Annotated in this window: 12 protein-coding genes; 6 read left to right on the plus strand and 6 right to left on the minus strand. The window is 32.7% G+C overall.

What is annotated here, in order from left to right:
• From Q4487_RS10875 to Q4487_RS10900, 6 genes are all read right to left on the minus strand, one after another.
• Positions 1-891 carry a tetratricopeptide repeat protein gene (locus Q4487_RS10875; protein ID WP_100894574.1) on the minus strand — a complete coding sequence of 297 codons (891 nt, stop codon included), beginning with the start codon at positions 889-891 and terminating at the stop codon, positions 1-3.
• Positions 892-1,938 (minus strand): VWA domain-containing protein, encoded by a 1,047-nt coding sequence (locus Q4487_RS10880; RefSeq protein ID WP_303542043.1) that lies wholly within the window; start codon positions 1,936-1,938, stop codon positions 892-894. It lies immediately after the preceding gene.
• 15 nt (positions 1,939-1,953) lie between these two features.
• The gene (locus Q4487_RS10885) at positions 1,954-2,952 is read right to left on the minus strand and encodes a VWA domain-containing protein (protein ID WP_303542041.1); all 999 of its coding nucleotides are present in this window, start codon (positions 2,950-2,952) and stop codon (positions 1,954-1,956) included.
• Positions 2,953-4,626, minus strand: a complete 1,674-nt coding sequence (locus Q4487_RS10890) for a hypothetical protein (protein ID WP_303542039.1) — start codon at positions 4,624-4,626, stop codon at positions 2,953-2,955.
• A complete protein-coding gene (locus tag Q4487_RS10895; RefSeq protein ID WP_303542037.1) occupies positions 4,626-5,492 on the minus strand; it encodes a DUF58 domain-containing protein in 867 nt (288 codons plus the stop codon). The genes Q4487_RS10890 and Q4487_RS10895 overlap by 1 nt, the downstream gene beginning before the upstream one ends.
• Positions 5,493-5,572: 80 nt before the next feature.
• Positions 5,573-6,574 carry a MoxR family ATPase gene (locus tag Q4487_RS10900; protein ID WP_303542035.1) on the minus strand — a complete coding sequence of 334 codons (1,002 nt, stop codon included), beginning with the start codon at positions 6,572-6,574 and terminating at the stop codon, positions 5,573-5,575.
• A 370-nt stretch (positions 6,575-6,944) separates the two neighbouring features.
• Between Q4487_RS10900 and Q4487_RS10905 the strand changes: the two genes are divergently transcribed.
• From Q4487_RS10905 to Q4487_RS10930, 6 genes are all read left to right on the plus strand, one after another.
• Positions 6,945-7,820: an aldo/keto reductase family oxidoreductase gene (locus tag Q4487_RS10905; protein ID WP_303542033.1), complete on the plus strand. Its 876-nt coding sequence runs from the start codon at positions 6,945-6,947 to the stop codon at positions 7,818-7,820.
• Positions 7,821-7,832: 12 nt separating this feature from the next.
• On the plus strand, positions 7,833-8,591 hold the full coding sequence (locus tag Q4487_RS10910; RefSeq protein WP_303542031.1) for an SDR family NAD(P)-dependent oxidoreductase: 759 nt from the start codon (positions 7,833-7,835) through the stop codon (positions 8,589-8,591).
• A gap of 30 nt (positions 8,592-8,621) precedes the next feature.
• Entirely contained in the window at positions 8,622-9,758 is a 1,137-nt protein-coding gene (locus tag Q4487_RS10915) for an ATP-binding protein (RefSeq protein ID WP_303542029.1), read from the plus strand.
• 106 nt (positions 9,759-9,864) lie between these two features.
• A complete protein-coding gene (locus tag Q4487_RS10920; RefSeq protein WP_303542027.1) occupies positions 9,865-11,001 on the plus strand; it encodes an SPFH domain-containing protein in 1,137 nt (378 codons plus the stop codon).
• A 58-nt stretch (positions 11,002-11,059) separates the two neighbouring features.
• Positions 11,060-12,142, plus strand: a complete 1,083-nt coding sequence (locus Q4487_RS10925; protein WP_100894583.1) for a DNA helicase PriA — start codon at positions 11,060-11,062, stop codon at positions 12,140-12,142.
• Complete coding sequence (locus Q4487_RS10930; RefSeq protein ID WP_100894584.1) at positions 12,139-12,864, plus strand: metallophosphoesterase family protein; 726 nt, start codon at positions 12,139-12,141, stop codon at positions 12,862-12,864. The genes Q4487_RS10925 and Q4487_RS10930 overlap by 4 nt, the downstream gene beginning before the upstream one ends.
• Positions 12,865-12,880 lie beyond the last annotated feature (16 nt).

Here is a 12,880-nt window from a genome sequence, read left to right on the forward strand (position 1 = left end):
TTACCAATCTTTTTCGTTCTTTACTTTAGCGCCTTTTACTTTTTTGGCGTCCATCTTTTCTTGAACTTTTTTCTCCTCGTTCTCCATAGCCTTCAACAGATTTTTTACCTGTTGTTTAGACAATTGGTTAGGCCTAGGTTGTTGCTGCTGTTCTTGTGGTTTTTTATCTCCTTTATCATTAGGTTTTTTCTGGTCTTTTTTCTCATCATCACCTTTGCCATCCTTGTCGTCTTTGTTCTTTTTATCTCCTTCGTCGCCTTTGTCTTCCTTGTCTTCGCCGTCCTTTTTATCCTTATCTTTTCCTTGGTCGTCCTTTTTATCGTCTCCGTCCCCTTCGTTCTTTTCTTTATCCTCGTTTTTATCCTTTTGGTCTTCCTTATCGTCTTTTTTGTCGTCTTTATTTTGGTCGTTTTTCTTTTGCTCGTCTTGTTGTTTTTTCAACAATTCTTTTGCTAAAGCAAAATTATACCTTGTTTCTTCATCAGAAGGGTTATTCCTTAGTGCTTGTTTGTAAGCTTCAACCGCTTTTTCATATTCTTTATTTTTCATAAAAACGTTACCCATATTATGGTACGCCTTATGTTTGTCTGCCTTACTTGTTGCTAACTCACCAGCTTGTTTAAACCTCCCAAAAGCTTCACTATAGGTTTCTTTGTTGTAGTAAGCGCTGCCTAAATTATATGGTGCAGCAGCATTTTCATTGCTTTTAGATATTGCTTTACGGTAGTTAGCTTCTGCTTGTGTAAATTTATTCTCAGATAGCTCTTTATTGGCTTCCCAAGTTAAGTTTTTAGATGTGTTTAGTGCTTTTTCTTTTTCTTTAACGTCTGCATCTTCTTGCGCATAAGTAAAGCATCCTATTAAAAAAACAATGTATACTAGCTTTTTCATTTATTCTACTTCTTTTTCGTTAAACAAATTAAGTTTTTGAAGCCATTTTGTTTTTCTATCTAAAAGAAAAATGTCTAAAAACAAGAAGAACAATCCTGCTCCAATAAACCACTGAAATTGGTCTTTATACTCAGAGAATTGTTTGGCTTCAAACTCAGTTTTATCCATTTTATTTAATTCATCTTTTATAATACTTACTGCATCACTGGTGTTTGCACCGTCTATATATTGTCCGTTGCCATCATCGGCTATATCTTCTAAAACGTCTTTATTAAGTTTAGTAATTACCACTTCACCTTGTAAATCTTTCTTAAGACTTTCTAAAACACCGTTTCTTTTTATAGGAATTGGAGCTCCTTTTTCTGTACCTACTCCAATAGTATATATTTTTATTCCTTGGTCTATTGCTTTTTCTACCGCACTAGATGTAGCCCCCTCAGAGTGGTCTTCTCCGTCAGAAATTATAAATAATACTCTGTTTGTTTGCTTGTCATCATCATAATAAGTAGATGCTAAGTCTAAAGCCTGATTAATAGCTGTTCCTTGTGAAGACAACATATTTGTGTTTAGACCTTGTAAAAACATTTTTGCAGCACCATAATCTGTTGTTATTGGCAATTGCGGGTAAGCTTGTCCTGCATATGCAATAATACCAATACGGTCGCTACCTAGTTGAGATATAATTTCTGATACAATACGTTTAGCTTTATCTAATCTGCTAGGCGCAATATCTTCTGCTAACATACTTTTAGATACATCTACGGCAAATACAATATCTACACCTTCTCTTTTTACAGTTTCAAGTTTTGTGCCAATTTTAGGGTTTGCTAATCCTACAATTAAAAGCGCTAGACCTAAAACAAAAACAATAAATTTTAAAATTGATTTAAAAGATGATTTTGTTGGTGTTAAGCGTTTAAATAAGTGTAAATCTGCAAATTTTTTCTGTGCTCTTTTTTTCCAGATTAAAAGCAACACAAAGATGACCACCATTACAGGAATGATGAACAGTAAATAGAAATATATTTTTTCGTCTATTTGTATCATTTGTCTTTCTTAATCTTAGATAAAACTTCTAAATAAAGTGTTACGCATTACCCATTCTAATAAAAGTAAAATACCAGCTAACAGAATTAATGGTCTAAACTTTTCTTCAAAATTGGTGTATTTAATTTCTTCTATGTCTGTTTTTTCTAGCTTATTTATTTCGTCATAAATAGCAGCTAGTTTTTCATTGTCTGTTGCTCTAAAATATTGTCCGCCGGTAACGGTAGCAATTTCTTCAAGTAATTTTTCATCAATTTCTACCTGTCTCATACCATACCTATATGTACGGTCTGGATTAAAAGCAATTGGTGTTAATGCGTTACCATTTGTACCTAAACCAATAGTATATGTCTTAATTTTATATTCTACCGCTAAATCAGCTGCAGTTTTTGGTTCTATAAAACCAGAGTTGTTAACACCATCTGTAAGCAAAATAATTACTTTACTTTTAGATTTACTGTCTTTTAAACGGTTAACAGCCGTTGCTAAACCCATACCAATGGCAGTACCATCTTCTAGCTGACCATGTGTAATTTGGCGTAAAGATGATAGTACAATAGACTTGTCACTAGTAATAGGTGTTTTTGTATAACTTTCACCAGCATATGCAACCAAACCAATACGGTCATTAGGTCTTTTTTTAATAAAATCTGCAGCCACTTTTTTTAGAGCTGTTAGTCTGTCTGGTTTTAAATCCTTTGCCAACATACTAGAAGATACATCTATAGCCATAACAATGTCTATACCTTTTGTGGTTTTTGTTCTGGTAGATACATCTTTGGTTTGTGGCCTAGCTAAAGCAGTAATTATAGCAGCTAAAGCCAATAAGCGTAAAATAAAAAGCATTGGTTTTAACTTCGCTAAAATGCTGGTGTCTGTAAAACCTTGTGTACTAGATATTTTTAGTGCTGCAGTTTCTTCTTTATGTTTAAAAAAATACCATAGCACAGCCAATGGTAGCAATAATAGCAACCAAAAAAGCTGAGGGTTTGCAAAAGTGATATTCTCTAACATTTATTCTTTTTTATCTTCTTTAACTTCAATTGAATTAAAAATACGATCTACAATTTTTTGTGCATACTCATCATCTGCTAAGTAAGACACTAGTATTTGTTGCTGAAAACCTTTGCCTCCAAAACAAATTAATGCATACTCGCCATTAACTAGCTCTTTAGAGTTTGGCATTTTAAATTTACCAGAGCCATATATTTTTAAGCCTTTGGTGTCTTTAGAAAACGTATTAAACTCTTCTTGTTTTGTTGTAATATTTTTTGTTCCTGCTGCTTCAAATTGTTCTAAAGCTTTTTCTGCAACCTGATTAAAATTTGGTTCAGTTTCTGGATTTGCAAAGGTTGATGATGAAACACTAACCGAAAACAATGTGTTATTACTACTATATGTAAATAACTGTAGGTCTTTAATACTTGCTTGTGCTTCTGGTGGTAATGTAATCTCTTGTCGTACTAAAACCTCTGGTGTTTCTATTTGTACAGGAGGATAACCATAAGAGCTCTGCACCCAGTCACTCTCTAGTAACTCTTTAACAGGATGCCCAAAAGTTGTGTCTTTAACAGTTTTAAAGCCGTATAGTTTTACTAAAACGCCTAGAGCAATTAATAAAGCGCCAACAAAAGTAGCAATGGCAATAATCCATTTTTTCTTTTCTTTTTTGCGTGCTAATTCTTCTAAATACTCTTCATTTTTAAGTAGTTCTTCCTCTGTAGGCTCTGGTAAAGCTTCATGTGTTTTTTCTACAATTTGTGAAATAGCTACACGGTCTTGTTCTGCAACAGAAGTTTCTGGCTTCTTTTTAGCAAACTTTACTAAATCTGCAGTTTGTAAAACACGCTTAAATTGTGATATTGTGTCATTATCTAACTTTAATTGCCCAGCATCTTTTAAAAGTTCTAGTTTGGTAATAAGTTGGTCTGTTGTACTTTCTAAGGCAGATATTTTTACATCTTCCTCTAAATATGAGCGTACAATTGTTGTTAGCTCAGAGTAGTATTCTTTATACTCATCCTGAATGATATATTTTGAGTTTTCTAACTTTTTTAGCTCTATAATAGCACGGTCATAAGGAGGTAAAAGAGCAATTTTTTCTTCTTCGGATAATGGTTTCTTACGTAAAATAAACCAATATATTAAACCAATAACTAATAATAATGATGCTATAATTATGCTAACAAGTAACCACGGAAACGTAGAAGATTTTTCTACAACCATAAGCGGTTTAATGTCATACATTTTCTGTGCCAACGTATCTACTTTTACGGTGCCAACATTTACCCTTAAAGAATCTGTAAAAAATGCTTTTCCGTTTACTTCTATACGCTGTGTTGGTATGGTGTAAGCACCAGAATCAAACTGAGTAAGTGCGTAAGCACGTTGTAGCGTAATGCGGTCTTTATATTTTGTAGTGTCTATTTCTAAAGCCTCAACCATTTCTAAAGGAGAAAAGGTTTGGTCTTCAGGAAAAATAACCTGTGCAGTAGAATCTGCATCTACTAAAATGGTATATTTTATTTGTTCACCAATTCTAATAGAAGTGGTGTCTATGTCTGCGGTTACTTTAGGTTGGTTTTGTGCGTAGCTTGTAAACGAACCTAAAAAAAGACACACTAAAGCGCACATTGTTTTTAGTAATGTGTTACTAGTATTTGTTATTTTTTCTTTAATAATTGTCATTATCCTCTTCGCTTAAAATAGCCTAATAATTTTTTTACATAGCTCTCGTCTACTCTACAGCTTAATGTGCCGCAGCCTGCTTTTGTAAATGTTTCTTTAAAGTAAGTTACCTTATCTTGGTAATGTTTGCCATAAGCTAGTCTTACTTTTTTAGATTGTGTATTTATAAGTTTTACAGCGCCTGTTTCTGCATCTTGCATTTGTACCATTCCTATATTTGGTATGGTTTCTTCGCGTTCATCAAAAACACGTATGCCTGTAACATCATGTCTTTTTCCGGCAATGCGCAGAGTTTGTAAATAATCTTCAGTAATAAAATCTGATAGCACAAAAACAATGGCTCTCTTTTTTATTACGCTACTTAAATATTTTAAAGCTTCAGATAAATTTGTCTTGGTACTTTTTGGTTTAAACTCTAATAACTCTCTAATGATACGTAATGCGTGACTTTTTCCTTTTTTAGGTGGAATAAAAAGCTCTACTTCATCAGAAAATAAAAGTAAACCAACCTTATCGTTATTTTGCAATGCAGAAAAGGCAAGTGTGGCAGATATTTCTGTTATAATATCTTTTTTAAATTGATTAGTTGTTCCAAAATTTTCTGAGCCACTTATATCTACCATAAGCATCATTGTAAGTTCTCTTTCTTCTTCAAAAACTTTAATGTATGGCTCGTTGTAACGTGCAGTAACGTTCCAGTCTATGGCACGCACATCATCTCCAAATTGGTATTGGCGTACCTCACTAAACGTCATACCACGCCCCTTAAACGTAGAGTGGTATTCCCCACCAAAAATATGGTTGGAAAGACGTCTAGTCTTTATCTCAATTTTACGAACTTTTTTAAGTAATTCTTTAGTATCCATTCTTCAGTTTGCAGTGTACATTAACTAGTAAGTGGCTTGTGTTTAAAACGGCTAACCACGACATATAACTGACGACTGATTTAAGGCACTTCTACTTCGTTAACAATCTTATTAATGATTTCTTCAGAAGTAACGTTTTCTGCTTCAGCCTCATAAGTAATTCCAATTCTATGTCTAAGAACATCGTGTACAACGGCTCTAACATCTTCTGGTATTACATAACCTCTACGTTTAATAAAAGCATAACATTTTGCAGCAGTAGCTAAATTAATACTACCACGCGGAGATGCTCCAAAACTAATAAGCGGCTTTAGGCTTTCTAAGTTGTATTTTTCTGGGTAACGTGTCGCAAATATGATGTCTAAGATGTATTTTTCAATCTTTTCATCCATATAAACCTCTCTAACTGCTTTTTGTGCACTTAGTATTTGCTGTACGGTTACAACAGGCTTAACCTCGTCATAAGAACCTTTTAAATTCTGACGCATAATTAGCTGCTCCTCGTTTAATTTAGGATAGTTAATTACTGTTTTTAGCATAAAACGGTCTACCTGCGCTTCTGGCAGTGGATAGGTACCTTCTTGCTCAACAGGGTTTTGTGTAGCCATTACTAAAAAAGGCTTTTCTAAAACAAAAGTTTCATCACCAATAGTAACTTGTTTCTCTTGCATAGCTTCTAACAAAGCGGATTGCACTTTTGCAGGAGCCCTATTAATTTCATCTGCTAATACAAAGTTGGCAAATATTGGTCCTTTTTTGATAGAGAAATCATTCTCTTTCATATTAAAAATCATAGTACCTACAACATCTGCAGGTAACAAATCTGGTGTAAACTGTATTCTGCTAAAGTTACCGCGAACCGCTTTAGATAAGGTGTTAATTGCTAATGTTTTAGCTAGCCCAGGGACACCTTCTAATAAAATATGTCCTTGTCCTAATAATCCAATTAGTAGGCGTTCTACCATACGTTTTTGACCAACAATTACTTTGTTCATCTCTAGCATTAGTAGATCAATAAAAGCACTTTCTTGAGCAATTTTCTCGTTAACCGCACTAATATCTACTGTAGTATTTTCTTCCATAAGCCATTAAAATTGTTCTGCAAAATATAAAAGTATTTAATAAGATGCAAAATCTTAATTTATTTGCTGTTCTGCTGTTAATAATAGGTTAAAAGTTGTATTGTGCTTATATAATTATGAACTATTTAAGGAAAATATTTTTAATTTTCACATACTGTTATGAAAACCAGACAAGAAGGCTTAAAAAAAGGTATTGGTGATTTTACTTTAGCAAGTTACAAAGTAGACCATAAAATGATGATTTAAAGGTTTGGTTTTATTTTTTTAATAAAAGAGGAAAAACTTTTTTTGTAATTAGGTGAAATGAAGCGATAAAATAAAATTGAAACATCTTAAGAGTGAACATAATTTTTTAATTTCACGTACTATTATGAAGACAACGCAAAACTACTCCAGAATTATAGCTGGTACAATGACCTGGGGAAACTGGGGAAAAAACTTATCTGAGTCAGAAATTATAAAATTAATGCAGCATTCTTTGGATGCAGGCATTACAACTTTTGATCATGCAGATATTTATGGCGGTTATACTAATGAGGCTATGTTTGGTAGTGCCTTTGTAAATAGTAGTATTACTAGAGATAGTATACAGCTTATAAGTAAATGTGGTATACAACATGTTTGTAATGCAAGAGAAAATACTATAGGCCATTACCAATATAACAAAGAATACATTATAGAATCTGTGCATCAGTCTTTAAAAAATTTAAAAACAGATTATTTAGATTTTTTATTGCTACATAGGCCAAGCCCATTAATGCATCCTCTAGAGATTTCTGAAGCTATTTATCAATTAAAAAAAGAAGGTAAAATAATAGATTTTGGAGTGTCTAATTTTACACCTTCTCAAATACAGATGATAGAGACTGCGGTTCCTGTTGTTGGTAATCAAGTAGAGTTTTCATTAACACAACATAGTGTTATGTATGATGGTACTTTAGACGATTGTATTACTAATAAAAGAATGGCAATGGCTTGGAGTTCTTTGGGATCTTACTTTAAAGAAAAAAATGATAAAACATCTCGCATAAAAGAAGCTTTAGGTTTATTAACTAAAAAATATAATGCAACTGAAGATCAGCTACTTTTGGCTTGGGTTTTAAAACACCCTGCTAAAGTATATCCTGTAATTGGCACTGCAACACCAGAACGTGTAATTGCAGCGGTTAATGCTTTAGATATTAATTTAGAATTAGAAGATTGGTTTGTATTATTAAAAGCCAGTCAAGGGCATCCTGTACCTTAAAAAAAGATAAAAATGAGTAAAAATAAAATTGCATTAATAACTGGTGCTACAAGTGGTATTGGTATGGCAACAGCTAAAATATTTGCTAAAAATAATATAGACGTTGTGCTTTGTGGTCGTAGGCAAGAGCGTTTAGATGCTCTTAAAATGGAGTTAGAGAAAGAGGTCGCTGTGCATACATTAAATTTTGATGTACGTAATAAAACTAGTGTTTTAGAACAAATAGAGAGCTTACCAAACAGTTTTAAAGATATTGATATTCTTATTAATAATGCTGGTAATGCGCATGGATTAGAGCCATTGCAAGATGGTAATTTAGAAGATTGGGATGCAATGTTAGATATTAATGTAAAAGGCTTATTGTATGTTTCTAAGGCTGTAATTCCTAAAATGACGGCAAAAAAATCCGGACATATTATAAATATTGGCTCTACAGCAGGTAAAGAGGTGTATCCAAATGGTAACGTGTATTGTGCAAGCAAACATGCAGTAGATGCTATAAACCAAGGTATGCGAATAGATTTAAATCCGTTTAATATAAGAGTTGGTGCTGTAAATCCAGGAATGGTAGAGACCGAGTTTAGTGAGGTTAGATTTAAAGGAAATACAGAAAAGGCAGATAAGGTTTATAAAGGTTTTACTCCTTTGCAACCAGAAGATATTGCAGATATTATACACTTTGTGGTTACAAGGCCATACCATGTAAATATTGCAGATTTAGTAGTTATGAGTACAGCACAGGCAAGTAGTACAATTGTAAATAAAAACTGATTTTCTATTTTGTAACCAACATTTTTTAAAATGATTAATAAGCGACTTTTAGTTAAAAACCTTTTGGCTCATAATGACGAGAATAGTTTTTATGACAAAAAGCGCTTTATAGATATTGGACAAAAAGAAGGGAAAGCAAAATTTTTAAAACACGTTTGCGCTCTTGCAAACAGTAATCCCAATAATAATTCTTTTATTGTTATTGGTGTAGAAGATGAAGATAATAAAATAGTTGGTGTAGATTTTTTTGATGACAGTAAAATTCAAAATCTTGTAAATGCGTACCTAGATAATCCTCCTTTAATATCTTATGAAAACATACCGTTTCCGCAACTTCCAGAAGGTAAAGTTGTTGGTCTAGTTACTATAAAGTCTAACGGAAAGGTATGTGCATTGCGAAAAAATATTTGGAAATACTACGGCGGCTCTGTCTTTTTTAGAGAAGGCAGTATTAGCTTACCCAAAGCCTATGGTGTAGAGTTAAAAGACCTTAATTCTGATGCTGTTGCAACCATAGAAAAGCATGCTAAAAACAATATAGAATTAACCTTAGATGGTGTTATAGATTTTATAAATAATAGACACAAAAACTTAACAAGCAACTATAAAGTTTTTAAAGAGCAATTTGTAGTTTGTTGGGCGGGAAATCAAAAAAAAATAAAAGATAAAATATACTATTCTAGGGTAGATATAGAGTTAATTAACGAGCAGGTAAAGCTATTTTATTCTAACTTAGATGAAATAACAATAGCCTACAATGACGATTCTTTTACTACCACAGAATATGTGCAATTAGGTTTAGGTAAGGAACAAAAATATTATCCGTTTGAAAAAGTAATTCTAAATTTTAATGACAACGGAAAATATTTTATTCAAAGTAATTTAATTTTTGAACCACCACAGTACAATAAAAAAGCACTACATCATATATTTAACGCAACCAATGCTATTGTAGATAAGTTACATAAAAAGCAAAAACTAACTAGTTCAGAAGAGGAAGATTTAAAACATTTGCCAGATGTTTATTTAATCTGTTTTTTAAATAATTTTCCTGAGGCTTTTACTCAAATGGAAAAAGTAAAACCTCTACTTAAAAAGTATAATAAAGAAGTGTATCAATCCTTAAAAGAGGCATTTAGAATACTAAGAAAAGTAAAGTATAATTAAATAATAGATAGTTGTAGCTAAAATTTAATAGCTTTTTAAAGTTTTTTAGTTTGATGATAGTCTTAAAAACACTATCTTTTTTCAGTAAAAATAAAACACTACCATAATGGGAATATTTGATGAAATTAAAAAGAAATTAAGTCACGAATTTATAGATATAATAGAATGGTTAGATAATACTGACGATACTATTGTGCATCGTTTTGAGCGTTACCAAAACGAGATAAAAAACAACGCAAAATTAATTGTTAGAGAAGGGCAAGTTGCTGTTTTTGTAAACGAAGGTCAGTTGGCAGACGTTTTTAAACCGGGAACATATACTTTAAACACACAAAATTTACCAATATTAACCACATTAAAAGGTTGGAAGTACGGTTTTAATAGTCCGTTTAAAGCAGAAGTTTATTTTGTAAACACTAGCTTATTTACAGATGAAAAATGGGGAACTAAAAACCCAATTATGCTTAGCGATGCTCGTTTTGGATTAACAGAAATTAGAGCTTTTGGCACATATAGTTTTAGAATACAAGATGCTGGTAAATTTGTAGTAGATGTTGTTGGTACAGATGGCAACTTTACAAACTATGAAGTTAACGAGCATTTAAAAAGTTTAATAGTTACACGTTTTACAGATACTGTTGGTGAAGCTAATTTACCTATAGAATTGTATGCAGCAAATACATCAGAACTTTCTGAAACGTGCCAAGAGGTAATGCAACCAGAGTTTGGGCGCATTGGTATATTGTTAGAAAAATTCTACATAGAAAATGTGTCTATGCCAGAAGAACTTAAAAAGGAAATTTTTGAGTACAGTAGGCTAGATAAATTAGATTTAAACAAATTAACACAGTTTAAAACTGCAAAAGCAATAGAAGCTGCTGCCAAAAATGATGGTGGTACAGCTGGTGCAGGTATGGGAATGGGAATGGGCTTTGTTATGGCGCAGCAAATGGGCGGAATGATGAATCCGCAAATGATGCAACAACAACCAGCAGTACAACCGCAAGGAGCTGCAGTTCCTCCTCCAATGCCAACACAGGTGCAGTATTTTTATGCTGCTAACGGTCAGCAAATGGGCCCTGTTACTTTTGATAAATTAAAAGAGCTTTTTGCCAACAGAACCATTAATAAAGATTCTCTATTATGGAAACAAGGAATGGCAAATTGGACAGCTTTACAAGAGATAGAGGAGCTAAAGGTTTTCTTGGGCGGTAATACACCTCCACCATTACCAACAATGTAATGCTCTAACTTTCATCAACCTAAAAAAAGTTTTACCCTTTACTTAAGGGGTAATTTTTATGGAAGAATTAAAACAATCTGAACAAAAAAAATCTTGTGCCAATTGTGGTGCAGAGTTAAAATACAAACCTGGCTCACAGCAATTAAGCTGTGGGTACTGCGGTTATGAGGAGTTTATTGAACAAGCAAAAAGTAGTTTTGAAGAGTTAGAACTAGATCATTATTTAAAGGCTGTTGGCGATAATGCTTATACAGAAACTATAGAGTTGTTACACTGTAAAAATTGTGGTGCCAACCAGCATATAGAAGAAAACTACAAATCTTTGCATTGTGTGTATTGTAGTGAGCCTTTAATTATAGAAGATATTGAAAAAGAAGGATGGATTTTGCCAAGTGCAGTTGTACCTTTTCAGATAGATACAAATAAGGCTAGAGGTATTTTTAAAAATTGGGTTAATGGTATTTGGTTTGCACCAGATAAACTAAAAAAAGCAGCTTTAGATCCAGAGGGTATTCGTGGTTTATATATACCCCATTGGACTTTTGATGCAGATATGACAGCAGATTATGTGGGTAGGCGTGGCGAGTATTATTATGTTACAAAAACCTATAAAACAAAAAACGGAACAAGTACAAGACAAGAGCGTAGAACAAGATGGTACCCAGCATCTGGTAGAGTAAATGGTTTTGTAGATGATATTTTAATTAATGCATCAGAAAAAAAACAAAGAGAAATACCTGCTAAAGTTGCTTTTTGGAATCTTAAAGAGTTAAAACCATATAATTCTGGGTTTTTAGCTGGTTTTGTTACAGAAAAATATACCATTTCATTAAAAGATGGTCACCATCAGTCCTTTACAAAAGCAAAAGAAATTGCTCATAATTGGATACGAAAAGATATTGGAGGAGATACACAACAAATTTCATCTGCAGATATTAAGTTAAAAGACGAAACGTTTAAACATATTTTATTACCTATTTACATTAGTGCATACAATTACGATGGTAAAGAGTATCGATTTTATGTAAACGGGCAAACAGGAAAAATTAGCGGAACAAGACCGTATTCTTTCTGGAAAATTTTCTTTTTAGTACTTTTAATAGTATTAATTATTGGACTATTTATTTTATTTACTCAATGAGAACATTAGTTATAGGAGATATACATTCAGGATTAAAAGCATTACAACAGTTGTTGCAAAAAGCAGCTGTAACCAAAGAGGATCATCTTATTTTTTTAGGAGATTACGTAGATGGTTGGAGTGAGGCTGTAGAAACAATTAATTTTTTAATTGAACTTAAAAATACACATAACTGTACGTTTATTAGAGGTAACCATGACGAGCTTTGTTTAAATTGGTTAAAAACAGATGAGCATAATGATACTTGGGTATTACACGGTGGTGAGGCTACTCAGAATTCTTATGCAGGTTTAAATAATGAAACTAAAAACAAGCATATTACGTTTTTAGAAGATCTAGAAAATTACTATTTAGATAGTGAAAATAGGCTTTTTTTACATGCGGGTTTTACAAACTTAAAAGGAGTAGATTTCGAGTATTTTTCAAAAACTTTTTATTGGGATAGAACTTTGTGGGAACTTGCTTTAGCAGTTGACCGTAGTTTAGAAAAAGATGACACCAAATACCCACCACGTTTATTAAAGTATAATGAAATTTACATAGGACATACACCGGTTACTCGTATTGGAAAAACAGTGCCTCAAAATGCGGCTAACGTATACAATATAGACACTGGAGCAGCTTTTAAGGGGCCTTTGTCTATGCTAAATGTAGATACAAAAGAGGTTTGGCAGAGTGATGCTGTAGCAACTTTTTATCCTACAGAAAAAGGAAGGAATTAAAAATTATTGTCGACCT

The organism is Cellulophaga sp. 3_MG-2023 (assembly GCF_030546975.1).
Lineage (GTDB): Bacteria > Bacteroidota > Bacteroidia > Flavobacteriales > Flavobacteriaceae > Cellulophaga.

What these genes read in the sequence shown, in the direction of transcription:
- Q4487_RS10895 (WP_303542037.1), bottom strand. Translation starts at nt 5,492, where the DNA reads ATGGATACTAAAGAATTACTTAAAAAAGTTCGTAAAATTGAGATAAAG.
- Q4487_RS10875 (WP_100894574.1), bottom strand. Translation starts at nt 891, where the DNA reads ATGAAAAAGCTAGTATACATTGTTTTTTTAATAGGATGCTTTACTTAT.
- Q4487_RS10930 (WP_100894584.1), top strand. Translation starts at nt 12,139, where the DNA reads ATGAGAACATTAGTTATAGGAGATATACATTCAGGATTAAAAGCATTA.
- Q4487_RS10905 (WP_303542033.1), top strand. Translation starts at nt 6,945, where the DNA reads ATGAAGACAACGCAAAACTACTCCAGAATTATAGCTGGTACAATGACC.
- Q4487_RS10910 (WP_303542031.1), top strand. Translation starts at nt 7,833, where the DNA reads ATGAGTAAAAATAAAATTGCATTAATAACTGGTGCTACAAGTGGTATT.
- Q4487_RS10925 (WP_100894583.1), top strand. Translation starts at nt 11,060, where the DNA reads ATGGAAGAATTAAAACAATCTGAACAAAAAAAATCTTGTGCCAATTGT.
- Q4487_RS10920 (WP_303542027.1), top strand. Translation starts at nt 9,865, where the DNA reads ATGGGAATATTTGATGAAATTAAAAAGAAATTAAGTCACGAATTTATA.
- Q4487_RS10890 (WP_303542039.1), bottom strand. Translation starts at nt 4,626, where the DNA reads ATGACAATTATTAAAGAAAAAATAACAAATACTAGTAACACATTACTA.
- Q4487_RS10885 (WP_303542041.1), bottom strand. Translation starts at nt 2,952, where the DNA reads ATGTTAGAGAATATCACTTTTGCAAACCCTCAGCTTTTTTGGTTGCTA.
- Q4487_RS10915 (WP_303542029.1), top strand. Translation starts at nt 8,622, where the DNA reads ATGATTAATAAGCGACTTTTAGTTAAAAACCTTTTGGCTCATAATGAC.
- Q4487_RS10880 (WP_303542043.1), bottom strand. Translation starts at nt 1,938, where the DNA reads ATGATACAAATAGACGAAAAAATATATTTCTATTTACTGTTCATCATT.
- Q4487_RS10900 (WP_303542035.1), bottom strand. Translation starts at nt 6,574, where the DNA reads ATGGAAGAAAATACTACAGTAGATATTAGTGCGGTTAACGAGAAAATT.